Genomic DNA, 23,455 nt, shown 5'->3' on the forward strand with positions numbered 1-23,455 from the left:
TAAATAAGATGTCACTTAATAAGCTCCTCTTTACTAGAATAGATAACAGCGCGCTCATTGTGTTTCGCGTTTTTTTTGGTTTTCTTATTACATGTGAGGGTTGGGGAGCGCTTGCTACCGGGTGGGTGCGACGTATTCTCGTAACACCAGAATTTACTTTTAACTTTATAGGTTTTGACTTTTTACAAACATTTCCAGGGCCTGGACCACAAATGTATCTGTGGTTTGGTTTAATGGGAGTCTTTGGGGTGATGGTAATGCTTGGTTTTAAATATCGTGTAGCGATTATTGGCTATGCAATTATGTGGAGTACCGTGTATTTCATGCAAAAAACAGCCTATAATAACCACTATTATTTATTAATGTTGTTGTTATGGATTATGGCAATACTCCCTGCAAACGCCGCGTTTTCTCTTGATGCACGCTTTCGCGAAAGCGTAAAAAACATAAGTATGCCACGCTGGGTAACCTTGTTTATCATTTTCCAACTGTGGATTGTTTATACCTACGCGTCTATTGCCAAAATATATCCCGACTGGTTAGATGCGACGGTACCAGAAATATTAATGCGTGGTAAAAAGGATTACTGGCTCGTGGGTGGTGTGCTTCAAAAGAACTGGACACACTGGATTATTTCTTATGTAGGAATCGCATTTGATGGTTTGATCATCCCATTATTGTTATGGAAACGTACACGTACATGGGCATTTTTTATCTCCATATTCTTTCATCTCTTTAACTCATTTGTGTTTCAGATTGGGATTTTTCCATACATGTCGCTGGCATTTACGGTATTCTTTTTTGAGCCGAGAACCATTCATAATTTATTTCTTAAACGCTGGAAACCTTTTTACGAGCGCAGCAAAGTGAATCCTTACAATCAAGAAATTACAACTGATTCATTTAGTGACTCACCTCAAACTTTAATCATCCCAAAATATAAAACAGCAATGCTCACTGTGTTTGCAGTGTATTTTGTAGTCCAAATAGGCTTGCCGCTGCGACAGCATTTTATACAAGACAATGTGCTGTGGTCTGAGGAAGGCCATCGTTTGAGTTGGCGTATGATGCTCCGCTCTAAAGGTGGTACAGTTTCGTTTACGGTAGAAGATAAGGCAACTGGTAAGCGAACGGTACTAGACCATAAAGAGTACCTTACAAAAAACCAACAACGCAACATCAGATCAAAACCAGATGTGATATGGCAATTTGCACAATACATAAAACAGCTCAAAAAGACAGAAGGACAAGACGTAGCGGTCTACGTAAAATGTAGAATTCGCATAAACGGCCGTAAATCACAGGAGCTCATAGATCCAGGAGTGGATCTGGCGAGTGTAGACTGGAACTGGTTCTCTCACAATCCTTGGGTCCTAGATAGCGATGGTTATCTAGATGATAAGAGGTTGTTTCCTAGTTTTGGAGATGACTAATAAAATACTCTCCTATAAAATCTAGAAACTCTCTTATAAAATTAAAGAGGAGAGTTTGAATTACTATAGCTTTATTTTAATAAAACTTTTATTTCTCTTTTATAGATTAATAATTGTAGCGCTAATAAAACTGTGGGTTGCCATATCAGATATAAAGAGTTAATCATTTTTGAGTATATGCCTAACATTCCAATGATGAATAAAATGCAAATGGTCAAAATAACAATGCAATTGAATAAAAAGTCTTTTTTAATGTCAAATAAAAATGTGTAACTAAAAACAGTTAATAACGGGGAAATTACCCCTACGCTAAGAGAAATAAAGAATTTGTTTTCTGGAAAATTACTGTATGCTTCACGACTTACAATATCAACTGCACCTGTGATCAGATAAAATGGTATTGAAGATATAAGAATAGAAAGAAAAAAAATGAGAACAGACAGTAGGATTGATATTAATAAACTTACTGAAGTTAAGTATTTCAGTTTATTTGTATTGAAAAGAATTACTATCAATGCAAAAATCAAGATAAACTGAAAGCCTCCCATGAAATCTTTTATAAGAAGTAAAAGAAAGCATATGATTATAGGAAGTATTATCCTAGATGCGAGATTAAAAATTTTCATAAAGTTCTAATTGTAATTTATCAAAAGTTTTCCCGTAAAATCTTGCCCTGAGGTACTTATAAGATCTGTAATTTTAGCTTTTTTGTCTAAAATTCCTATTGATGTAATTGGATCAAACGATGCTTTTTCAAAAAAAACGCTATCTATAAATCTTTTATCATCAACGCTACATCTATGTTTCACTTCATTAATCTGAGTAAATTTGCCTACAATTTTTCTATCTGTACTGTGTCTAATTCGGTAATAGTTCATTTTAAAAAGTTAAATCATTGAGATGATCATGAGTAGAAAATAGATAGCGAGTTTAGTACACTTTTGCGTCTCAGAAATAATATGGTCTCACCTACTTCATTACTCTATCTAGCATAATTGAATTTGGTATAACAACGTCATACTCACCTTCTTTTTTTAATAGTACGTTTTCTTTTTCTAAGGCAGGATTTAGAAGGCTTAAACTATCACCTCCATCCATAAAAATTAGATATGAAGTGTCTAATACTTCTTTGCAAAAATTATTTAGATAAAATATGTCTGTGTAAATTTTGTAAGGAGTAACCTTTAAACACACTTCATCAGTTTTATTATCTATACTATTAAATATAGTAATACCATTTTTGATATACTTAATTTCTATTATCGCAGTATCGTAGTATGCATTTTCAAAGTGACTTACTTTTTTATCATATTTTATTTTATACTTAGGTATTATTTTCAAAGTCAAAGTGTCAGATGCATTTGTCCAAAGCCATTCTCCCTTTAATCTTGTAAAGGTGGCTTTATCTTTTAGATAAAAATTCTTTTTTAAATTCATACCATAGGTGGGCGTATGAATATTTATAATTTTTAGTTTTGAGCTACAAGAAGAAAATAATAAGATGCAAAATAATAGTTTAAGTATTTTCATTTTAGTTGTTTTAAATTTCTTCTGCAATCCCTATTACCTCATAGAAAATATAGTGCTTGGCGTTTTTCTTTACAAAAAATAATGTCTTGCTTCTAATTGATTACTTATTATAATGGGATAATATTTCAAGGTCTATTTTTCTTTATCCAGTCTTCCAAATTACCAATCTTATTTTCAACAAACCATTCCCAATCTGTTGTATGAGTTAAGCCTAAATTCTTAAGTGCTTCGATATACCACTCTTGAGATCCAAAAATCACTATATCATAAAAATCATCTTGCCTTGACCTTGTGAGCCATAAACTCTCTATTTTAGACAGTATTTCTAGTTTTGATAATTTTATTTTGTTTAATTCAGAATTATTAACCCACTGGTAAACATTTAAAATTTCAATTTCGAATAAATGTTTTAAAACATCGATAGCGTCTTCTTGAACAGATTTTTTATCATATTCCTTTGAAGTATACTTAAGTTGGTTTAAAAGCATATGGATGTACTCAAAAGAATGCGGTGCAAAAAGGTTGACGTTTTTATAAATATCTTCTTTTATCATGAGAGAGTAAATTTTATTACCTGTTTTACACCTTCGAAAATACTAGGAAAATTAAGATCAATAGTCGGAGAAAATCCAGATTGAGGTTCAGTTCTAAATGAAATGAAATTTCCATTATTCATAGTGGCTTTCAATACGCCAGGTTGAACCTCTACCAAACGTAGCGCATTTCTCATATGTCACTTTTTAAATTTCTTCTAAAATCCCTGTTACCTCATAGAAAATATAGTGCTCGGCGTTTTTCTTTACGAAAAACAATGTCTTGCCTCTTAAAAATTTCCAAAATTCTAGCGTTTTTACGTATAAGTTATCCTTTTCAATTAAAAGATTATTATTATTTAAAACATCTTTAAAATCTTGAGTATCTCGACTGATACTATTCTTCTGGATTCCCTGAATTTCAAAAAAGAAATTTCCTTGAATTTCTGGTGTCGCCCTTAAATACAACCGATCCTTTTTATTTCCAAAATCGACGGATATTTCTTTCAAATAATCAGTATTATAGTCAAAATATAAAGTATCAGATATATGTGGCTCTTGAGCGCTAGTTTCTTGGAAAGAAAGAATAATTAAGAATAGTGTCATTACTTTATTCATGATATTATTAATTAGGCAATTTGTTGCTGTTACTTAGGTTCAAATATTTTTGCTTCGTAACTGTCATATGTAACTCTAAAATATAAATCACTTTGTGTATGATTAATAGTAGTAATTCTACAAAATATATCCGCGTGAATATATTCGTGCAATAGCTCTAACAACATCTAAACCAGAAATTGAAGCTGCTAGTTACGTGTTAACCTCAAAACTACATCACCTCACATTAACTATGTTACGGATTTCCTTTATTTGAGTAAAATTTTAATTTCTAGAGAAATAAAAAAATCTAAGCCCTCTGTAACTGTATACTTAAGAGCATTTCCTTAAATTTACCTTTTCCTTTAAAAACCATTCCACTATGCTAGAAGTAGCACACATTAGAGAAAACAAAGAAGCTTTCGCGAAAGCGTTATCTAAAAGAAATATAGACGCCGCAACCTTACTTGATCAAGTAGTGGCGGCAGATGATCTTCGCCGTAGTTCGCAAGCGCAACTTGATGAAGTACTTGCAGATAGTAATAAGTTTTCCAAGGAAATAGGAATGCTTTTTAAAAGTGGAGAAGCTCAAAAAGCTAATATTCTTAAAGAGAAAACTGCAGGTCTAAAAGAACAGTCTAAAACCCTTCAAGAGCAATTAAACACTGCTTCTGAGGATTTACAAAACTTGCTTTATCAAATCCCAAATATCCCACATGACAGTGTTCCTGAGGGTAACAGTGATGAGGATAATGAAGAAATCTTTCGCAAGGGAGATATTCCTGAGTTGCATGAAGCAGCACAGCCACACTGGGAGCTTGCAAAGAAATATGATATTATTGATTTTGAACTAGGAACTAAGATTGCTGGGGCTGGTTTTCCGGTGTATAAAGGCAAAGGAGCACGTTTACAACGTGCGCTTATCGCTTACTTTTTAGACAAAAATACCGAGGCTGGATATACAGAATACCAAGTGCCGCACCTTGTAAATGAGGCGTCAGGTTTTGGTACTGGCCAACTTCCAGATAAGGAAGGGCAAATGTATCATGTGACCGAAGACGATTTATATTTAATCCCTACGGCAGAGGTACCAGTGACAAATATGTTTCGCGGTGATTTACGCAATCATAATGAACTGCCTATTACATGTACTGGGTACACACCATGTTTCCGTCGTGAGGCAGGATCTTATGGTGCGCACGTGCGTGGCTTAAATCGCTTGCACCAGTTTGATAAAGTTGAGATTGTACGCATAGAACGTCCAGAAGATAGTGCAGCCGCGCTAGACGGGATGGTAGATCACGTAAAAATGATACTTGATGAGTTAGAATTACCATACAGAATCTTACGCCTTTGTGGTGGTGACCTTGGGTTTACAGCACACCTTACGTATGATTTTGAATTATTTTCTACAGCGCAAGATCGCTGGTTAGAAATTAGTTCTGTTTCCAACTTCTTAACCTTTCAAGCAAACCGTTTAAAACTTCGTTTTAAAGATGAAGATGGGCAGAACAAGCTTGCACATACACTTAATGGTAGCTCACTAGCGCTGCCACGTGTACTTGCAGGAATTCTTGAAAACTGCCAGACGCCAGAAGGAATAAAAATTCCTAAGGCACTTATCCCTTATTGCGGATTTGATATGATTAACTAATAACGCATTAACAGTGATAAGAAACGTGTCAGAGCAATTGCTATGGCACGTTTTTCGTTATCTTTAGGATATGAAGAAAAATTGGTTTTTAATACTCATCTGTGTGTTTGGTTTTTTCGCTTTCGCGAAAGCGCAAACAGAACAACTTGCTCGCAACTATGCAGATCAAGGTGAGTTTGAGAAGGCCATCATTTCTTACAAAAAAGCATTACTTAAGCAGAAGGGTAATCACGTACTCATTACCGGTCTTGTAAAAAGCTACCAGCAGTTAGAAAAGTATAAAGAAGCCGAAAGTGTGCTTAACGAAAACCTTGCCGCTACTCGCGATAAAGGTTTTTATTATGTAGAGATAGGTTATAATCATCAATTACAGCAGCGAGACTCTATCGCTCAGGATTATTATAACCAAGTAATTGCAGGTATAGAGAGTAATACTATGAGTGCTTATCGCGCTGCTCGAGCTTTTCAAGAGCATAGCTTACTTAGAAGGGCTGTTCAAGCATACGAGATTGCGATGGCAAATAATCCAAGAGCAAACTACAATGTGCAACTAGCGAGACTCTATGGGGAGCTAGGAGAGGTAGAGAAGATGTTTAATGCCTACTTAGACTTAATTAATAAGAGTGAAAACTATCTACAAGCCGCTCAACGTAATTTTGCCCTTTACGTAAATGATGACCCGCTTAATGAGGCTAATATTATTTTTAGAAAGACCTTGTTAAAGCGATTACAAACAGAACAAAATGTGCTTTATAATGAGTTGCTAAGTTGGCTTTTTATACAGCAAAAGGATTATAGAAAAGCATTTGCACAAGAAAAGGCGATTTATCGTCGTACAGAAGGAAGACATGAAGGCATCGTAAATCTAGCCGAAATAGCGATAGAAGAAAGTGCTATTGAAGATGCAACAGAGATATTAGAATTTCTAAGAGATAACGTAGTTGCTGGTAGTGTTAAGCTTTATGCAGAGCAACAATTGATACAACTAGCGGTAAAAAAAGCAGTCACGGCAGAAGATGAATCGCTTGTCAAAACACGTTTTGAAGCTTTGCTAGATCAATATATCAAGAAGGAATACACGGTGCCTTTGCAAATAGATTATGCACATTTTCTTGCGTTTAACATGGAGCAGCCAGATGAGGCTATTGCATATCTTAAAAAAGGGATTGAAATCCCTCGTGATAGATTTGACCACGCTCGTCTCAAGATGGAGCTAGCAGATATTTTGGTGCTTACAGAAAAGTTTAATCAGGCACTTATCTATTATTCTCAAATTCAGAATGAAATCCAGAATAATGTGATCTCGCAGGAAGCTCGATTTAAGGTGGCAAAGACTAGTTACTATAAAGCAGATTTTGACTGGGCAGAGTCGCAGCTCAATGTGTTAAAAGCTGGGGCAACACAGCTTATTGCAAATGATGCACTAGAGCTGTTACTCGTTATTAGAGATAACTCTATGGATGATAGTTTACAAACGGCACTTAAAAAATATGCCACTGCAGATTTACTAGCTTTCCAAAACAAGCCTGAAGAGGCTATCGCATTATACGATGATATTTTAGAGAAGCACAAGGGAGAAAAGATAGAAGACGAGGCATTGCTTTCTCAGGCTAAACTGTATGAGCGTAAAGAAGCTTTCGCGAAAGCAGAAAAAAACTACCTCACAATCATAGAATATTATAGCGATGGCGTACTAGCAGATGATGCTTATTATCGCCTAGCAAGATTATACGAAGGACCACTCAATCAACCAGAAAAGGCAAAAAATAATTACGAACGCATTATTTTTGACCTAGCAGACAGCATCTATTATGTAGAGGCACAGAAGCGCTTTAGGAATTTGAGAGGAGATGCAATTAATTAGAAAACATAGAAAATGCTTATATATAACGTTACCATAAACATAGAAGAATCTGTAGAAAAAGAATGGCTCGCCTGGATGCAACAAGTGCATATTCCAGAGGTTATTGCTACAGGTAAATTTGTAAAAGCATTAATGACTAGAGTGCGCACAGAAGAAGAAATGGGCGGAGTGACATACTCTGTTCAATATGGTTGCCCTAGCCAGCAACATCTAGATGCTTACTACGAGCAAGATGCAGATAGACTAAGACTTGCGAGTAATAAGTTTGCTGGTAAGTTTGTCGCTTTTAGAACAGAACTAGAAATAATCAGTCAGCACTAATGGCGAAGCACAGCTCAAAACGTAAGTTTGAAAAGCCACATGCACATCGTGATACACACGATCAAGGCATTAAGGCAAAGAAGCACTTAGGACAGCATTTCTTAGGAGATGAATCAGTTGCAAAAGATATTGCAGACACCCTTACTTATGTGGGATATAGTCATGTGCTAGAAATAGGTCCTGGTACAGGAGTACTTACAAAGTATCTTCTTGAAAAACCCACACATCTTAGTGTGATGGATCTCGATAGAGAATCTATTGCTTATTTACAGAGTGCTTTTACACTAGAGCATAAGCTCAATGATGAGCATTTTACGGTTCTTGAAGCAGATTTTTTACGATATGATCTCGATACGATATATCCAGGGGAGCAACTTGCAATTACTGGCAACTTCCCTTATAATATTAGTACTCAAATCGTATTTAAGACCATAGAACATAAGGAGCGCATACCAGAGTTTACGGGAATGTTTCAAAAAGAAGTGGCTGCTCGTATTTGTGCAGATCACGGTAGTAAGACCTACGGAATTATGTCTGTGCTAGTACAAGCTTTTTTTGATGCAGAATACCTATTTACGGTACCGCCTACCGTATTTATACCACCGCCAAAAGTAGATAGTGGTGTTTTACGCTTAAAGCGAAAAGAAGGATACCAAGATATAGGTTGTACACAAGAGATGCTATTTAAGGTTGTAAAAATGGCTTTCCAGCAGCGCAGGAAGACATTACGAAATAGTCTGAAAGGAATGGGGTTAAGTGATGAGTTTAGAGAGCGAGAAATCTTAACGAGGAGACCAGAACAAATATCTGTACAAGAATTTATAGCACTTACGGCAGCAATTACAGAAGATATCGCTACTTCATAAATTCTATGAGGTAACTATTCTATCTCCGTAAGCGCTTTTCCTATATTTGCCCAACTACCAAAAATTACCTTATGCAATTTGAACTCACTAGCGATCTTATCGATCAAATACAAGCATATGTAGCTGTTCAAAATGAGACCGCACTTAAAGAGTTGCTCTCTGAGCTTCACCATGCAGATATAGCCGAAGTATTAGATGAGGTAGATGCAGATGAAGCTGCTTACCTTGTTCTTTTACTAGATAGTGAGCAAACCTCAGAAGCTCTTATGGAGCTTGATGAGGATGTGCGTGAGAAATTACTGGGCAATCTTACTCCAGCAGAAATAGCAGATGAGGTTGATGAAATGGATACCGATGATGCGGTAGACATGATTGCAGAGCTTGATGATGATGTGCAGCTTGCTGTTATTAATCAAATAGAAGATGAGGAGCACAAGGCAGACATACGAGAGATGCTGCAATATGATGAGAATAGTGCTGGTGGATTAATGGCAAAGGAGCTCATAAGAGTAAAGGATTCTTGGACTGTAGGTGGTTGTGTAAGTGAGATGCGTCGTCAGGCAGAAGAAGTCACTAGAGTACACTCCATTTATGTAGTTACAAAAAGAGACGAACTTATAGGTCGCTTATCTCTCAAGGATTTACTTACCTCTGATACAAAAACTAAAATTGCCGAAATATATATTCCTAAGGTTGATTCTGTAAATATTAATGACAGTGCAGAAGATGTAGCTAAGCTCATGCAGAAGTATGACCTAGAGGCGATACCTGTGGTGAATGATAAGAATATTTTAATGGGACGTATTACCATTGACGATATTGTAGATTTTATAAAAGAAGAAGCAGAAAAAGATTACCAGATGGCTGCAGGTATCTCTCAAGATGTCGAGGCAGATGATAGTATACTTACACTCACACGAGCAAGATTGCCATGGCTGTTTTTAGGCTTAGTAGGTGGAGTAGGAGCTGCGACTATCATGGGAGGATTTGAAGATATACTAGAGAGCTATGCACTGCTCTTTTTCTATACACCACTTATTGCGGCAATGGCTGGAAATGTAGGTGTGCAATCTAGTGCGATTATTGTGCAAGGATTGGCTAATGATGACGTAAAAGGAAGTATAGGGAATCGTCTTGTAAAGGAAATGCTACTAGCAGCACTTAACGGACTCCTATTAGGACTTGCTTTGTTTGCCTTTACGGCATTGTGGTATGGAGATGTGAGAGCAGCGATTGCAATCTCTGCATCACTTTTTGTAGTAATTATCATGGCAGGAATTATAGGTACGTTTATTCCATTATTTCTTCATAAACGTGGGATTGACCCAGCGATTGCAACGGGACCATTTATCACTACAAGTAATGATATTTTCGGAATATTAATTTACTTCTGGATTGCAAAAATGGTGTTAGGTATTTGAAAAAACAACCGTTTTCATATCACCTCACCGTTCCACCATCTGCTATAGATGTATTAGGTCACGTGAATAATGTAGTATACTTAGATTGGGTGCAAGTAGCTGCATCAAAACACTGGAATGCTGCAACAGCAACTTATTTCAAGGATGAAGACCCAGAGGAAGAACGTCTAGGGATTCATAAAATGGCGTGGGTCGTTATGGATCACCATATCAAATATAAAGCTGAAGCTTTTGAGGGTGATGAGATTGTGGTCACCACTTTCGTGAAAACGTTTACTGCCGCAACCTCTGTCCGTCACACAGAAATACGTCGTAAAGGAGAAGAAAAAATTCTTGTAAGCGCAGTAACTAACTGGTGCTTACTCAAAATGCCCGAAGGCAGACCTATGCGTGTGCCTCAAGAAATACTCGAGTTATTTTAATACATAACGTGTTATCCATTATCTACATAGTGACAGTTTTATAAATCCTTATCTTTATCTTAAAGAAGTCGTTTTATGAAGCCCATCAACATTCAAGATAAGTACTTCAAGTTTGACAAACAATGGCATCCACACCAGATTGCTGCGGTAGATGATATGCAAGTCTTGCTTGCTAAGATTTCTGGATCCTTTGTATGGCATAGTCATAAGGATGAAGACGAGTTGTTTTATGTGCAAAAAGGGGTGTTAGAAATGCGCTTTCGCGAAAGCGGAAACCCAGAAAATGAGTGGTCTGAAATTGTAAATCAAGGCGAAATAATTGTCGTGCCTAAAGATGTAGAGCACTGCCCTACAACCAAAGAAGGTGAAGAAGTACACCTACTACTTTTTGAGAAAACAAGTACTGCGCATACAGGTGAAGTGAGTCATGAGAAAACACAAACTAGCTACCCTAAAATTTAAACTAGGATTATGAATAATAAAAAAATTGTAGGTGTTATTATCATGGCAATTGCGGGAGTGTTGATTTTTGGTTTTGACGATGTAACTGGAGGTATAGGTTTTGTGTCTGGAATAATGATTGCAATAGGGTTAGGTCTTTTTTTAGGCTGGATTCCTGTGAGAAAAAAATAAAAAACATTTAATGAAGATATTACACTTAGATAATAACCACCCACTTCTTATGGAGCAGCTCACGGCTGCGGGTCATGAGAATGTGGAGAATTATACAATAACAAAAAAGGAGACAGAAGCTATCATTGCGCAATACGATGGTATTGTGATAAGAAGCCGTTTTAATATTGATAAGGAGTTTATTGATGCAGCGCCTAATCTCAAATTTATCGCTCGCGTGGGTGCGGGACTGGAAAGTATTGATATTCCTTATGCAGAGAGCAAGGGAATTTATCTCATTAGTGCACCAGAGGGTAATCGAAATGCCGTAGGAGAACAAGCGCTAGGAATGTTATTGAGTCTCTTCAATAACTTAAATCGTGCAGATGCAGAAGTAAAAGCAGGTAACTGGAACCGAGAGGCAAACAGAGGTGTTGAGCTAGAAGGCAAGACGGTCGGAATCATAGGTTACGGTAACATGGGAAAGGCTTGTGCAAAGAAACTTCAGGGTTTTGATTGTGAGGTGCTCTGTTATGATATTAAAGAAAACGTGGGAGACGAGGGTGCACGCCAAGTATCATTACAAGAATTTCAAGAGCAAGTAGATGTTGTGAGTTTGCACACACCTTGGACTCCGCAAACAGATAAAATGGTAGATGCCACTTTTATAAATGCATTTACAAAACCATTTTACCTCATAAATACTGCTAGAGGGAAATCTGTAGTTACTGCAGATCTAGTATCAGCTATGAAAAGTGGTAAAGTATTAGGTGCAGGACTTGATGTGCTAGAGTATGAAAAGCTCTCTTTTGAGAATTTATTTACCACAGACGGAAGTTCAAATCTGCCAGCACCATTGGAATATCTTATTAAGCAAGACAATGTACTACTTACTCCGCACATCGCGGGCTGGACAGTAGAAAGTAAAATCAAATTATCTCAAACGATTGTAGATAAGATATTGAAACGATTTTCTTAAATTCAATCTATTAATTATACATATAATACTATGAGTTTAGTAATAAAGAAGTTTGGAATGATTGCCTTTTTTATAGGCTTGCTTGGTTTTTCACTAGCTCTATATTTAGGTAAGAGTCTTGATTATGGAACACAAGAGCTCGTAGGGTGGGGAGTTATTGGTATGACAGCGGCTATGGTATATTTTGGTGTTGCTTATCAGCGTGATACGGTGTATGCTGGAAAAATATCTTTCGGGAAAGCTTTAAAAACAGGAATTATTATTGCGGCTCTTGGAGGGTTAGGCGTAGCGCTTGCAGACATTGTCTATACCTTATTTGTAAATCCATCTTTTTTTATAGAGTATAATGACTATGCTATGGGGCTTGCTGTGGAGTCAAAGAATCCAGTTGCTATCTCTCAGCTTGAGGCTCAAAGAGAAATGTATAGTCAATATAGCGGGACAGAGGTGTCATTTATTGCTGGACTTATGATGTTTGTAATGACGTTTATACTTGGTTTTGTGGTTAGTCTTATTGCAGCATTTATTCTCAAGAAAGAGTAAGTCACTTAAATATATAACGTTATGAAAAGAGTCACTGGCATAGGAGGAATGTTTTTTAAAAGTGAAGATCCAGATGCACAAAAGGAGTGGTATAAAAATCACCTAGGCATTCCTACAGATCAATACGGCTGGACATTCTGGTGGCGTGATGAGAACGGAAAGAAGTGCTCTACACAATGGAGCCCTATGAATGATGATACTACCTATTTTTCTCCTAGTAAAAAACAATTCATGTTTAACTTTAGGGTTGATGATCTAATTGCGTTATTGGCTGTCCTCAAAGAAGAAGGTGTAACAATTGTAGGTAAGGTAGAAGAATATAGCTATGGGAAATTTGGCTGGATACTTGACCCAGAAGGAAACAAAATCGAATTGTGGGAGCCTATAGATAGTGAGTTTTTAAAGGAAGAATAGCGTAGAAGTATCTCAATCTTTTTTGTAGTTTTAGAGCTAATTAACCAACAACCAACCAGATGAGTTTAGAAGACGAAAAAATACCGGGTGATAAGCCAGGTAATGACGCAAAAAACATGGCAGACGATGCAAAGAAAGCTGCAAGTGATTTTGCAAACGAAGCAAAAGATACTGCCAATGAATTTGGCAATAGTGCAAAAGAAGAGTGGAATAAAGTAACTAACGGTACTGATAACAAAAAAATGCTCGCTGGTCTTCTAGGGATCTTTCTTGGGGCATTTGGAGTACATAAGTTTATTTTGGGATATCAAAAGGAAGGAATTATTATGCTTGTTATAAGTATTGTAGGTATTATTCTTTCTTGTGTAGGGATAGGTGTACTAGTAGTCTGGGCAACAGGATTAATTGGATTAATCGAGGGTATTATTTATCTAACGAAATCTGATGAAGAATTTTATAATACATACCAAGTAGGTAGAAAACCTTGGTTCTAGTATAATAGAAGCCCAGCTAGTCTGGGCTTTTTTGTTAAATATTGTATCGTAATATAGCGATATTACAATTTATGTATATCATTAGAGTATAAACAACGCAATATTATGGGAGTTACAAAAAGGCATATACATTCTATGAGGGCAAATCAGATTGCAGATCTGGCAAAGATTCTCTCTAACCCGGCACGTGTTGCTATCATAGAATACATAGGTGATTGTGATGGCTGCCTATGTCAAGATATTTCTGAAAAAATAAGGCTATCGCAACCTACTACTTCACAACACCTACAAGTAATTAAAAGAGCAGGAGTTTTAAAAAGTCAGTTTAAAGGCAAGGCCCAATATTACAGCATAGATGCGCGTAAATGGGAGCAATTGCAAGGATTGTTTTACGATTTCTTTGAGCATACCAAATCAAAAATGTCTGAGAAGTAATGAGTACATCCCTATTAAAAAAAGCCTACGATAGCTCACTCTTTAAAGAAGAAGGAACAGATCTCGTTAATCAAATATCTCAATATCTGTCTGAAACTACCTCTGGACAGTCTGAGAAAGTCATCACATGGACAACACCAGAAAATGAGTATCAATTTTGGAAAAAGTATATCTCAGCTGCTCATACAACCTCAGACTTTTTTAAGACTGTTATCGCGAGATCTATACACACGCACCATCCTAAGTATATAGGCCATCAGGTGGCGCCTACGGTGCCTGTATCTGCTTTAGCAACATTGTTAAGCGCACAGCTCAATAATGGGATGGCAGTCTATGAGATGGGCGCAGCATCTACCGCACTTGAGCGTTTAATAATCGAGCAGTTCGCAAAAACTATTGGTTTTGAAAATGGCGACGGATTTCTAACTTCTGGGGGGACGCTTGCAAACCTTACGGCATTACTCGCTGCTCGTAGAGTGATGGCAGAAGATGATGTTTGGAATGAAGGGCACAGTAGTAAATTTGCTATTATGGTATCTGAGGAGGCGCACTATTGCGTAGATAGAGCGGCTAGAATTATGGGTCTTGGGAGTGAAGGCATTATAAAAGTACCTGCAGATGATGGTTACAAGATGCGCACAGAGTTGCTAGATGCTTATTATGATTCGGCTGTAGCAAAAGGTTATGAAGTGATAGCCATTGTGGGTAGTGCACCTAGTACAAGTACTGGGGTTTATGACGATTTAGAAGAGATTCACGCTTTCGCGAAAGCAAAAAATCTATGGTTTCATATAGACGCAGCACATGGTGGAGCAGCTATTTTTTCACCAAAGTATAAACATCTCTTAAATGGAGCAGATAAAGCCGATTCCATAATTATAGATGGTCATAAAATGATGGGCACAAGTGCGCTGGCAACTGCAGTGGTCTTCAAAGAAAGTACGGCGAGCTATGCTACTTTTGAGCAAAAAGCACAATATCTCTGGGAAAAGAACGAAGATGCAGACTGGTTTAACCTAGCCAAAAGGACTTTTGAGTGTACAAAAAGCATGATGAGTTTGCGTTTTTATGCTATTATAAATGCATATGGACTTCAGTTTTTTGATGATTTTGTTACTACGCTTTATGATGCGGGAAGGGATTTTGGTGCGCTGGTGGAGCAGCAAGAAGATTTTGAGGTGGCGCTAGCTCCTGTCTCAAATATTGTATGTTTTAGATATAAAGCGAGCGCTGGTGATATCAATCGTATCAATCAAAACATACGAAAAGCATTGCTAGAGGATGGAGAGTTTTATATTGTGGGAACCTCTTTACGTGGAGAATTCTATTTAAGAACCACATTTATGAACCCCTTTACGACAACAAAGCACACAGAGCGTCTACTTAATGTTATTAGAGAAGTTGCCGCCACAACATCCTTGTAATAATTTGGAAATGATTTTTCTAGGGTTGAGTTAATTATTCAGGATATAATCTATTTTTTGATTGATTAGTTAGACTTTTTTATTGTGCAACAGTAGCGTTAAGTAAATGTTAATCATTCGCATTTGCCAAATTTAAAATTAATTTTAGAATGCTATGGAACCAAAAATAACTACTTTAGTCTACTAATGTAATATAACAGCTCTGTAAATCAGAATGTTATAGCAATCCTATAAATGAAAACTTCTAATTCCCCCACTTCAACATTCCCATCACTTGATGAGGATGTATCATTATTGCTACAAGAAGCAGCCTCAATTGGTATGTGGGAGTTTAATGTGGGAGGAGAAAAAGTGCACTGGAGTGCAGGTACAAAAAAGTTACACGGAGTTTCCTGTGATTTTGAGCCTACAGTGATGCAGGCTATAAAATTTTATAAAGAAGGTTTTTATCGTGATAAGGTACAGCGAGACTTTGAAAATGCTATTATTAACGCACAAAAATTTGATGGTCATTATATAATTATTACCGCGTGTGGTAAAGAGAAGTGGGTTCGATCTGTAGGAGTTCCAGTAGTTGAAAATGGAGCGTGCACCAAAATTTATGGTATTTTTCAAGATATAGATTCTCAAAAAAAAGCACAATTAGAGCTTAAACAGAAAGAGCAAAAATTTAGAAAAACCTTTCTAAATGCTCCTAATGGAGTGGCCCTCATTTCACTTAAAGGAGAGTGGATGCAATTTAATCCTCAGGTATCTAAGATTTTTGGATATACAGTAGATGAAATTAGTGCACTAAGACTTCGCGATTTGAATTACCCAGGAGATCTTGCTATTAATATAATTCTCAAGGATAAATTACTATCTGGAGATACTGAGAACTATCAAGCAGAGAGGCGTTTTGTACATAAAACGGGTAAAACTATCTGGGCGCTTATTTCTGTATCATTAGTAAGATCTGAGATGTCAAGTCCAGATTATTATATATGCCAGATTACAGATATAACATCTCTCAAAAATGCAAATCATCAAATAGAAGATTTGTTAAGTAAGACAGAAGGGCAAAATGAGAAATTATTAAATTTTAAACACATTGTCTCGCATAATTTAAGATCACATACCAGTAATTTGGATATGTTATTGACTTTTTTAAAACAGGATATTCCTAAAATAGAAGAATCCTCTGTATTTCAAATGCTAGAAAATGCATTTGGAAATCTAGAAGAAACTATTGAGAATTTAAGCGAAGTATCTTCTTTTGAAAATGTCACCTCAGATGATTTTGTAGAGATCAATGTAGTCCAGATTATAGATAAGACACTCACAAGCCTAAACACTTTATTTCATGAGGTTTGTGGTACTGTAACAGTAAGCGTGTCTCCTCAGCTCAGGGTTATGGCGATACCAGAATATCTGAGAAGTATATTCTTAAATATTCTATCTAATACTATTAAATACAGACGTGAGAATGAGCCGTTAAAAGTTGTAGTTAGTGCTACGCAAGATGATAATTATACGATCATACATTTTACAGATAATGGACTTGGAATAGACTTAGATCTACACGGAAGTAAAATTTTTGGTCTCTACAAGACTTTTCATAGAAATGAAAGTTCAAGAGGCTTAGGCTTATATATTGTAAAAAACCAGATTGAAGCATTAGGAGGATGTGTTCAAGTCGACAGTACAGTAGGTAAAGGATCTACATTTAAAATTTATTTAAAGCGATGAAGCAAATAGATATAGCCTGCATAATAGACGATGATCCAATTTTTGTTTTTGGAGCACAGCGATTAATGAAAATGAGTAACTTCTGTAAGGGGTTTTTAATTTTTCATGATGGAGAACAAGCACTCAATCACCTTGCTCCTGTATTGCGAGGTACCGTAGAGTCTGCAATCCCAGATGTGATACTGTTAGACATAAATATGCCTATTCTTGATGGGTGGCAATTTTTAGATGGTATTATTACAATAGAAGTAATTAAGAAAATTACCATCTTTATTGTAACAAGTTCCATAGATCCTAGAGATAAGGAGAAAGCCAAATCATACAGTAATGTAAAAAACTTTGTTGTCAAGCCTATTACTCAAGATAAGCTCAACGATTTGATGGCGCAAATGGAAGGTTGATTTTTACGCTTTCGCGAAAGCGTACTATACATATTATATAGAAGTCTGAAGCTATGTAAATCGAGTTTTGATATAATTTGTATTTAAAAAATGTAAGCTTTTAACAGTTTAAACGTCAAATCTTTGATATGAAAGAAAAACCTGATTTCTCAAACCTAAAAGCGCTGTATATAAATTGCACGCTCAAAAAAACACCTCACATGAGCCATACTAAAGCACTCATGGATGTCTCTATAGATATTATGCGAGCTGAAGGTGTTACTGTAGAATATTTAAGATTTGTAAATCATGATGTAGCCTTTGGGGTGTATCATGACATGACAGAGCATGGAGAAGAGACAGATGAATGGCCAGAAATTTTTAAAAAAATAGAAGAGGCAGATATTCTCGTAGTAGGAACTCCTATCTGGTTAGGTGAGAAGTCCTCTGTTGCAACAAAGCTTATAGAACGTTTATACGGAGAAAGTGGTAACAGAAATGAGAAAGGGCAATACTATTTTTATGGAAAAGCAGGTGGTTGTATCATCACCGGTAATGAGGATGGTATTAAGCACGTAGCCATGAGTACACTGTATTCATTACAACATATAGGTTATAGTATCCCGCCACAAGCAGATTGCGGATGGATAGGTGAAGCTGGTCCTGGCGCTAGTTATAATGATGAAGAAAGTGGAGCCAAAAATAATGACTTTACAAATCGCAATACGACCTTCATGACATACAACTTATTGCATCTTGCAAGTATGCTCAAAGCACAAGGGGGATATCCAGCTTATGGTAATTCTCGAGGTGACTGGGATGATGGTACTCGCTGGAACTTTGAAAATCCAGAATACAGATAATATAAGATTTATATAGAAAGAGGAGTAAATGTTTTTTACTCCTCTTCTGTATTACGCTGATTATATTTTTTTTCGAGCTCTGCTTGAAACTCTTCCATAACAGGTTTTACAGTGCTCTCTGGTAGATCTGCAATGCGGATATACATAAGACCATCAATGGCATTATTAAACAGTGGGTCTACATTAAAAGCAATAACCTTTGCATTCTGCTTAATGTATTTTTTTATAAGCACAGGAAGACGTAGCGACCCTGGTTCTACTTCTTCTATGAGTTTGTCAAACTTATTAAGGTCTGCTTTACTCTCATCAAAAACAAACTCCTTATCGGCATCTTTGAGGTTTACTTTCCATTCTTTTTTAGGACGTATAAACTGTGCGATATAAGGATCGTAATAGTGTGATTTCATAAATTCAATCATCAGTGACTTTGAGAAGTTTGAAAATTGATTTGAAATACTCACTCCACCTATGAGGTATTTATGTTCTGGAAAGCGTAATGTAGTATGTACTATACCTTTCCATAAAAGGAAAAGTGGCATAGGTTTTTGTTGGTATTTTTTTATGATAAAGGCACGACCCATTTCAATACTCTCACTCATCATTTTGTGAAGCTCTGGCTCAAAACGGAAAAGATCTTGAAGGTAAAACCCGTCAATACCGTGCTCTTTATAAATCTTAGAACCAAGACCCATTCTATAGGCTCCTGCAAGTGCATTTGCTTCATTGTCCCATAAGAACATATGGTAATAGTACCTATCAAATTTATCTAGATCTATAGCTTCATTTGTTCCCTCTCCTATCGCTCTAAAGGTGATTTCTCTAAGTCGTCCTATTTCTCTCAAAATGCTAGGCATCTCTTGAGCAGGAGCTAGATATACTTCATAGTTTTTACTAGTGAGAAGGCGACGATCATTTTCGCGCAAGCGTAAAATTTCGTCTTCTATAAGATCGCTACTCATTTCTGTAACAATCTTTTTAGGTTCCTTTGGAGTTTTTAATTTTTGAGGAATCTCTTTTAAAATACTCTTCTTCTCAAAGGAATTTGCCAGCATGTACGTTTTCTTGCGTAAAAACTCTGTAAAGTCTTCAAGAGACTCGTGTTCCTTTTGAGCTGTGACCTTTATAGGGTTTCCTATACGTACTTTTATTACTCGATTTTTTTGAGTGAGGAGTTCGCTAGGTAGCTTAGCCGTTCTTAGTGTATCACTTAAGCGTGATAATTGATAAAAGAGCCTACTATTTTTTGCGTGAAAATATATGGGTACAATAGGGACTTCTGCCTTTTTAACCAGCTTCATAGCTGCTTCTTCCCAAGGCTTGTCTATAATAAGTTTATCATCTTTATAAGTAGAGACTTCTCCTGCAGGAAAAATACCTAGAGGATGACCGTCTCTAAGGTGAGATATCGCACTTTTAAAACCTGCGATACTTGACTTTACATCCTTCTTGTTTTCAAAAGGATTTACTGGCATTACATAAGGCTTAAGCGGCTCAATGCGGTGTAGTAAAAAGTTTGCGATGATTTTAAAATCTGGACGTTGCTCAAGCATTAATTTGAGTAGTAATATGCCATCTATACCACCCAGTGGGTGATTTGATATCGTTACATAAGCACCATCCTTAGGTAACCTTTTTAAATCTTCTTCTGGGATTTCAAACTTGATATTAAATTCATCAAGCAATGCATTAAGGAATTCAAGGTCTCCTAAATGTTTATTGCGATCGTAGACTTTATTGAGAGAAGAGATTTTAAGAATCTTCATTAATGACCACCCAGCAAAGGTGCCTATAAAGCCAAATTTATCGACATTTATAGCTCGTGCAACTTCTTTGGCGGTGACTAGACCCATTATTTTTGTGGTTATTTTAAGTAGGCAAATATAACAAATAGGGTTTGCTATAGTTACATTTTATTAACCTAGAGACCGCATACTTCTAGTTTTGTGTCACAAGTTGCACTGTGTTTTGAGCAACTTGCTTGAGAAGCACGGTTTTATCTTCTTGAAATTTATCAAGAGCTTCTTGTGCAAAATGCCTTATCGTATAAAGAGAAACCCCTGTGGTAACTCTTACTTTAAATTTCCCTTTGAGCTGTTTTGTAAGCTTTTCTAGGCCATTAAATTTGTTATCTACGCATACAGAAAAGCTTATCGCAGAGTTCTGTATAAGGTCAACTTTGAGCTTGTAAGTAGAAAGCAACTGGAAAACTTCGGCAATATTATCTTCTACCATAAAGGAGAAATCTAGTGAAGATAATGATATGAGTACTTGGTTTTTCTTGACAATATAACACGGCACCATAGGTGCTAGCGTAGATACGCTACTTACCATCGTGCCAGCTGCCGTAGGGTTGAGGAAGGATTTTACATAAAGCGGTATTTCTTTACGTTGCAACGGTTGTAACGTTTTAGGATGAATAACAGAAGCTCCATAAAATGCAAGCTCAATCGCTTCTTCGTATGGGATTTCATGTAATAAAACGGTGTTGTTAAAAACTCGAGGGTCACCATTTAAAACACCAGGAACATCCTTCCAGATGGTCAGATTTTCTGCATCGAGGCAGTAAGCAAATATGCCTCCCGTATAATCAGATCCTTCTCTGCCTAATGTGGTTGTAAAGTTATTACTGTCTGATGCTATAAATCCTTGAGTGATAGTAAGAACCTTTGGGTTTACATGCTCTTTTATCGCTGCTTGCGTTGCCTTCCAGTCTACGCGTCCGTCACGATAACTGCTATCTGTTTTTATAAGACGTCTCGCATCTAGCCAGGTATTTGCAAGCCCTTGCTTGTTGAGGTATGCACTTATGATAGTTGTAGATATAAGCTCGCCATAACAGACGATTTGATCATAAACAAAATCATATTTTGGCGATTTGTTCCAAGCAAGGAAGCCTTTAAGTTCTGCAAAAAGTTCTTTTATTTTTTCAAAAACTTCATCACCTTTTTCAAAAAGATGATTAGTAATCTCTCTGTGATAAGCTACCGTGTGCTCTATATGTTCTGGAAGACTGCTTTTATCATCAAAGTAAGCTGTAACAATTGCCTCCATGGCATTAGTCGTTTTTCCCATTGCAGAGACTATAACGAGCTTTTCTCCAGCCCCCATAGTTTGCAGCACAGTTGCTACATTCTTTACGCCATCTGCATCTTTTACAGATGCTCCTCCAAATTTAAATACCTGCATATTGGTAATCTTACTTTTCTAAGTGAGTCGCTCAATTCAAGAGAGAGCTTATTAATAAACAAATGGTGATGTGTTGTTGTTTGGGTTTTAGTTACGCTTTCGCGAAAGCGTATACCTCACAACCGTACCAAGAATTGTTAAGCATTAATTTTTTTAATGTAATCTTGAAGACGTTGCTCATCCATCTGTACAAGATGCCAATCTTTTAAAAACTTTGCATTGCTTTTTTTGTAAAACTCGATAGCGCTAGTGTTCCAGTCTAGCACAACCCATTCTACACGTTTTACACCGCTCTCTGCTCCAAAAATCATAACCTGATCATAGAGCTGTTGCCCTACTCCTTTGCCACGTAAAGATTCCTTTACCACCAGATCTTCTAGGTGTAATGATTTTCCATCCCAAGTAGAAAAGCGGAAGTAGCATAATGCCATACCTACAACTTCGGTTGCTGTTTTGGCTACAAAACAAGTAAAAAGAGGATGCTCACCAAAACCGTTTTCTAAGAGCGTTTTTTCTGTAATCTTTACTGCTTCTGGCTCTTTTTCATAAACTGCTAGTTCGTTTATGAGACCCAGTACAGCGGGCATATCTTCTGGTGTTGCTTTTTGAATAGAGATGTTCATATATAGGGTTGTTTTTGTCTAAGCGACGCTAAGGTAAATAATTACATTAACTATTCTTAAACGAAAACGTTGTAGTAATTTAAGATTAAAGTTACTTTTGCACTAAATCAAAAAACACGTATCGTGTCAAGAAAAAACCAAACATTAGGAGAGTTTATTATTGAAAATCAAGCTGAGTTCCAGTATTCTTCTGGAGAGCTTTCTCGCTTGATCAACTCTATCCGCCTTGCGGCCAAAGTAGTAAACCACGAAGTAAACAAGGCAGGCCTTGTAGATATCGTGGGCGCAGCTGGCGAGACAAACATCCAAGGTGAAGATCAGCAAAAGCTGGACGTAATGGCAAATGACACCTTTATACGTACACTTACTAACAGAAACATATTATGTGGAATAGCTAGTGAAGAGAATGATGATTTTATCTCTTTAGAAGGTCAAAATGGGGATAATAATAATAAGTACATATTACTTATGGATCCTCTAGACGGCTCTTCTAATATTGATGTAAATGTCTCTGTAGGAACCATCTTTTCTATATATAGACGTGTTACTCCAGCTGGAACTCCAGTAACTATGGAGGACTTTTTACAAAAAGGGCGAGAGCAAGTAGCAGCAGGTTATATCGTTTATGGGACTTCTACTATGCTTGTTTATACTACAGGTCACGGTGTTAATGGTTTTACACTTAATCCAGCGATTGGTACTTTTTACCTTTCTCACCCTAACATGCAGTTTCCAGAAATGGGCAGTATTTATTCTGTAAATGAGGGTAATTATGTTCACTTCCCAGATGGAGTGAAGAGATATATAAAATATTGTCAAGAAGAAAAGGACGACCGTCCATATACTTCTAGATACATAGGTTCTTTAGTTTCTGATATTCACAGAAACATGATTAAAGGAGGGATTTATATGTACCCTAAAAGCTCAAAAGCAGCCAATGGTAAACTACGCTTACTGTATGAATGCAACCCTATGGCTTTTATAGCAGAGCAAGCAGGAGGTAAAGCAAGTGATGGTTTTGAAGCTATTTTAGACCTTCAACCTACAGAGCTGCATGAACGAGTTCCTTTCTTTTGTGGAAGCAAATTAATGGTCGAAAAAGCCGAAAGTTTCATGAAGGAGTCTTAATTGTT

26 protein-coding genes are annotated in these 23,455 nt (G+C 36.6%); 19 read left to right on the forward strand and 7 right to left on the reverse strand.

Features of this window, described 5'->3' with window-relative positions; all coding sequences use genetic code 11:
• Window positions 1-8: 8 nt before the first annotated feature.
• Entirely contained in the window at window positions 9-1,433 is a 1,425-nt protein-coding gene (locus SJY37_RS05785; protein ID WP_298322968.1) for an HTTM domain-containing protein, read from the forward strand.
• Between the two features lie 632 nt (window positions 1,434-2,065).
• Here SJY37_RS05785 and SJY37_RS05790 read toward each other — a convergent pair.
• The 4 genes from SJY37_RS05790 to SJY37_RS05805 form a co-directional block, all read right to left on the reverse strand.
• Window positions 2,066-2,311: a hypothetical protein gene (locus SJY37_RS05790; protein WP_298322966.1), complete on the reverse strand. Its 246-nt coding sequence runs from the start codon at window positions 2,309-2,311 to the stop codon at window positions 2,066-2,068.
• Window positions 2,312-2,402: 91 nt separating this feature from the next.
• A complete protein-coding gene (locus SJY37_RS05795; RefSeq protein ID WP_298322963.1) occupies window positions 2,403-2,963 on the reverse strand; it encodes a hypothetical protein in 561 nt (186 codons plus the stop codon).
• A 125-nt stretch (window positions 2,964-3,088) separates the two neighbouring features.
• Window positions 3,089-3,517: a hypothetical protein gene (locus SJY37_RS05800; protein ID WP_298322960.1), complete on the reverse strand. Its 429-nt coding sequence runs from the start codon at window positions 3,515-3,517 to the stop codon at window positions 3,089-3,091.
• 186 nt (window positions 3,518-3,703) lie between these two features.
• The gene (locus SJY37_RS05805; RefSeq protein ID WP_298322957.1) at window positions 3,704-4,114 is read right to left on the reverse strand and encodes a hypothetical protein; all 411 of its coding nucleotides are present in this window, start codon (window positions 4,112-4,114) and stop codon (window positions 3,704-3,706) included.
• A 361-nt stretch (window positions 4,115-4,475) separates the two neighbouring features.
• Here SJY37_RS05805 and serS point away from each other — a divergent pair, with 361 nt between their 5' ends.
• The 17 genes from serS (at window position 4,476) to SJY37_RS05890 (ending at window position 18,513) form a co-directional block, all read left to right on the forward strand.
• Window positions 4,476-5,747, forward strand: a complete 1,272-nt coding sequence (gene serS / locus SJY37_RS05810; protein ID WP_298322954.1) for a serine--tRNA ligase — start codon at window positions 4,476-4,478, stop codon at window positions 5,745-5,747.
• Window positions 5,748-5,817: 70 nt separating this feature from the next.
• A complete protein-coding gene (locus SJY37_RS05815; protein ID WP_298322951.1) occupies window positions 5,818-7,611 on the forward strand; it encodes a tetratricopeptide repeat protein in 1,794 nt (597 codons plus the stop codon).
• A 12-nt stretch (window positions 7,612-7,623) separates the two neighbouring features.
• Complete coding sequence (locus SJY37_RS05820; protein WP_013750480.1) at window positions 7,624-7,932, forward strand: DUF4286 family protein; 309 nt, start codon at window positions 7,624-7,626, stop codon at window positions 7,930-7,932.
• Window positions 7,932-8,798, forward strand: a complete 867-nt coding sequence (rsmA, locus tag SJY37_RS05825) for a 16S rRNA (adenine(1518)-N(6)/adenine(1519)-N(6))-dimethyltransferase RsmA (RefSeq protein ID WP_013750479.1) — start codon at window positions 7,932-7,934, stop codon at window positions 8,796-8,798. The genes SJY37_RS05820 and rsmA overlap by 1 nt, the downstream gene beginning before the upstream one ends.
• Window positions 8,799-8,869: 71 nt before the next feature.
• Window positions 8,870-10,219: a magnesium transporter gene (gene mgtE / locus SJY37_RS05830; protein ID WP_108877627.1), complete on the forward strand. Its 1,350-nt coding sequence runs from the start codon at window positions 8,870-8,872 to the stop codon at window positions 10,217-10,219.
• A complete protein-coding gene (locus SJY37_RS05835; protein ID WP_298322941.1) occupies window positions 10,216-10,641 on the forward strand; it encodes a thioesterase family protein in 426 nt (141 codons plus the stop codon). Before mgtE ends, SJY37_RS05835 begins: the two co-directional genes overlap by 4 nt.
• Before the next feature lie 75 nt (window positions 10,642-10,716).
• Window positions 10,717-11,103 carry a cupin domain-containing protein gene (locus tag SJY37_RS05840; RefSeq protein ID WP_298322938.1) on the forward strand — a complete coding sequence of 129 codons (387 nt, stop codon included), beginning with the start codon at window positions 10,717-10,719 and terminating at the stop codon, window positions 11,101-11,103.
• Between the two features lie 9 nt (window positions 11,104-11,112).
• Window positions 11,113-11,274 carry a hypothetical protein gene (locus SJY37_RS05845; RefSeq protein ID WP_298322935.1) on the forward strand — a complete coding sequence of 54 codons (162 nt, stop codon included), beginning with the start codon at window positions 11,113-11,115 and terminating at the stop codon, window positions 11,272-11,274.
• A gap of 10 nt (window positions 11,275-11,284) precedes the next feature.
• Window positions 11,285-12,232 carry a 2-hydroxyacid dehydrogenase gene (locus SJY37_RS05850; protein ID WP_298322932.1) on the forward strand — a complete coding sequence of 316 codons (948 nt, stop codon included), beginning with the start codon at window positions 11,285-11,287 and terminating at the stop codon, window positions 12,230-12,232.
• Between the two features lie 30 nt (window positions 12,233-12,262).
• Window positions 12,263-12,775: a DUF4199 domain-containing protein gene (locus tag SJY37_RS05855; protein WP_298322929.1), complete on the forward strand. Its 513-nt coding sequence runs from the start codon at window positions 12,263-12,265 to the stop codon at window positions 12,773-12,775.
• Window positions 12,776-12,796: 21 nt separating this feature from the next.
• Window positions 12,797-13,189, forward strand: coding sequence for a VOC family protein (locus SJY37_RS05860; RefSeq protein ID WP_298322927.1), 393 nt, complete (start codon window positions 12,797-12,799; stop codon window positions 13,187-13,189).
• 59 nt (window positions 13,190-13,248) lie between these two features.
• Complete coding sequence (locus SJY37_RS05865; protein ID WP_298322924.1) at window positions 13,249-13,683, forward strand: TM2 domain-containing protein; 435 nt, start codon at window positions 13,249-13,251, stop codon at window positions 13,681-13,683.
• 105 nt (window positions 13,684-13,788) lie between these two features.
• Window positions 13,789-14,118, forward strand: coding sequence for a helix-turn-helix transcriptional regulator (locus SJY37_RS05870; RefSeq protein WP_013750470.1), 330 nt, complete (start codon window positions 13,789-13,791; stop codon window positions 14,116-14,118).
• Window positions 14,118-15,542, forward strand: coding sequence for an aminotransferase class I/II-fold pyridoxal phosphate-dependent enzyme (locus SJY37_RS05875; protein ID WP_298322920.1), 1,425 nt, complete (start codon window positions 14,118-14,120; stop codon window positions 15,540-15,542). The genes SJY37_RS05870 and SJY37_RS05875 overlap by 1 nt, the downstream gene beginning before the upstream one ends.
• Window positions 15,543-15,776: 234 nt before the next feature.
• On the forward strand, window positions 15,777-17,270 hold the full coding sequence (locus SJY37_RS05880; RefSeq protein WP_298322916.1) for a PAS domain S-box protein: 1,494 nt from the start codon (window positions 15,777-15,779) through the stop codon (window positions 17,268-17,270).
• The gene (locus SJY37_RS05885; protein ID WP_298322913.1) at window positions 17,267-17,671 is read left to right on the forward strand and encodes a response regulator; all 405 of its coding nucleotides are present in this window, start codon (window positions 17,267-17,269) and stop codon (window positions 17,669-17,671) included. The genes SJY37_RS05880 and SJY37_RS05885 overlap by 4 nt, the downstream gene beginning before the upstream one ends.
• Window positions 17,672-17,799: 128 nt before the next feature.
• Complete coding sequence (locus SJY37_RS05890; protein ID WP_298322910.1) at window positions 17,800-18,513, forward strand: flavodoxin family protein; 714 nt, start codon at window positions 17,800-17,802, stop codon at window positions 18,511-18,513.
• A 35-nt stretch (window positions 18,514-18,548) separates the two neighbouring features.
• Here SJY37_RS05890 and SJY37_RS05895 read toward each other — a convergent pair whose 3' ends face one another.
• The 3 genes from SJY37_RS05895 to SJY37_RS05905 form a co-directional block, all read right to left on the reverse strand.
• On the reverse strand, window positions 18,549-20,363 hold the full coding sequence (locus SJY37_RS05895; protein ID WP_298322907.1) for a lysophospholipid acyltransferase family protein: 1,815 nt from the start codon (window positions 20,361-20,363) through the stop codon (window positions 18,549-18,551).
• Between the two features lie 85 nt (window positions 20,364-20,448).
• Entirely contained in the window at window positions 20,449-21,699 is a 1,251-nt protein-coding gene (locus SJY37_RS05900) for an aspartate kinase (protein ID WP_298322904.1), read from the reverse strand.
• A gap of 137 nt (window positions 21,700-21,836) precedes the next feature.
• Window positions 21,837-22,322 (reverse strand): GNAT family N-acetyltransferase, encoded by a 486-nt coding sequence (locus tag SJY37_RS05905; RefSeq protein ID WP_108877641.1) that lies wholly within the window; start codon window positions 22,320-22,322, stop codon window positions 21,837-21,839.
• A 123-nt stretch (window positions 22,323-22,445) separates the two neighbouring features.
• On the opposite strand from SJY37_RS05905, the gene fbp reads away from it, so the two are divergent.
• A complete protein-coding gene (fbp, locus tag SJY37_RS05910) occupies window positions 22,446-23,450 on the forward strand; it encodes a class 1 fructose-bisphosphatase (RefSeq protein WP_298322898.1) in 1,005 nt (334 codons plus the stop codon).
• Window positions 23,451-23,455: the final 5 nt, after the last annotated feature.

Origin of the sequence: Dokdonia sp. R78006 (genome assembly GCF_042466145.1) — a bacterium.
Classification (GTDB): Bacteria; Bacteroidota; Bacteroidia; order Flavobacteriales; family Flavobacteriaceae; genus Dokdonia.

Bases quoted from the DNA above. Each gene is read 5' to 3' on its own strand.
- SJY37_RS05870 (WP_013750470.1), top strand. From the start codon at position 13,789: ATGGGAGTTACAAAAAGGCATATACATTCTATGAGGGCAAATCAGATT.
- rsmA (WP_013750479.1), top strand. From the start codon at position 7,932: ATGGCGAAGCACAGCTCAAAACGTAAGTTTGAAAAGCCACATGCACAT.
- SJY37_RS05865 (WP_298322924.1), top strand. From the start codon at position 13,249: ATGAGTTTAGAAGACGAAAAAATACCGGGTGATAAGCCAGGTAATGAC.
- SJY37_RS05860 (WP_298322927.1), top strand. From the start codon at position 12,797: ATGAAAAGAGTCACTGGCATAGGAGGAATGTTTTTTAAAAGTGAAGAT.
- SJY37_RS05795 (WP_298322963.1), bottom strand. From the start codon at position 2,963: ATGAAAATACTTAAACTATTATTTTGCATCTTATTATTTTCTTCTTGT.
- SJY37_RS05815 (WP_298322951.1), top strand. From the start codon at position 5,818: ATGAAGAAAAATTGGTTTTTAATACTCATCTGTGTGTTTGGTTTTTTC.
- SJY37_RS05900 (WP_298322904.1), bottom strand. From the start codon at position 21,699: ATGCAGGTATTTAAATTTGGAGGAGCATCTGTAAAAGATGCAGATGGC.
- mgtE (WP_108877627.1), top strand. From the start codon at position 8,870: ATGCAATTTGAACTCACTAGCGATCTTATCGATCAAATACAAGCATAT.
- SJY37_RS05890 (WP_298322910.1), top strand. From the start codon at position 17,800: ATGAAAGAAAAACCTGATTTCTCAAACCTAAAAGCGCTGTATATAAAT.
- SJY37_RS05845 (WP_298322935.1), top strand. From the start codon at position 11,113: ATGAATAATAAAAAAATTGTAGGTGTTATTATCATGGCAATTGCGGGA.
- SJY37_RS05840 (WP_298322938.1), top strand. From the start codon at position 10,717: ATGAAGCCCATCAACATTCAAGATAAGTACTTCAAGTTTGACAAACAA.
- SJY37_RS05790 (WP_298322966.1), bottom strand. From the start codon at position 2,311: ATGAACTATTACCGAATTAGACACAGTACAGATAGAAAAATTGTAGGC.
- SJY37_RS05800 (WP_298322960.1), bottom strand. From the start codon at position 3,517: ATGATAAAAGAAGATATTTATAAAAACGTCAACCTTTTTGCACCGCAT.
- SJY37_RS05850 (WP_298322932.1), top strand. From the start codon at position 11,285: ATGAAGATATTACACTTAGATAATAACCACCCACTTCTTATGGAGCAG.
- SJY37_RS05895 (WP_298322907.1), bottom strand. From the start codon at position 20,363: ATGGGTCTAGTCACCGCCAAAGAAGTTGCACGAGCTATAAATGTCGAT.
- SJY37_RS05785 (WP_298322968.1), top strand. From the start codon at position 9: ATGTCACTTAATAAGCTCCTCTTTACTAGAATAGATAACAGCGCGCTC.
- SJY37_RS05805 (WP_298322957.1), bottom strand. From the start codon at position 4,114: ATGAATAAAGTAATGACACTATTCTTAATTATTCTTTCTTTCCAAGAA.
- SJY37_RS05885 (WP_298322913.1), top strand. From the start codon at position 17,267: ATGAAGCAAATAGATATAGCCTGCATAATAGACGATGATCCAATTTTT.
- SJY37_RS05855 (WP_298322929.1), top strand. From the start codon at position 12,263: ATGAGTTTAGTAATAAAGAAGTTTGGAATGATTGCCTTTTTTATAGGC.
- serS (WP_298322954.1), top strand. From the start codon at position 4,476: ATGCTAGAAGTAGCACACATTAGAGAAAACAAAGAAGCTTTCGCGAAA.
- SJY37_RS05880 (WP_298322916.1), top strand. From the start codon at position 15,777: ATGAAAACTTCTAATTCCCCCACTTCAACATTCCCATCACTTGATGAG.
- SJY37_RS05820 (WP_013750480.1), top strand. From the start codon at position 7,624: ATGCTTATATATAACGTTACCATAAACATAGAAGAATCTGTAGAAAAA.
- SJY37_RS05905 (WP_108877641.1), bottom strand. From the start codon at position 22,322: ATGAACATCTCTATTCAAAAAGCAACACCAGAAGATATGCCCGCTGTA.
- SJY37_RS05875 (WP_298322920.1), top strand. From the start codon at position 14,118: ATGAGTACATCCCTATTAAAAAAAGCCTACGATAGCTCACTCTTTAAA.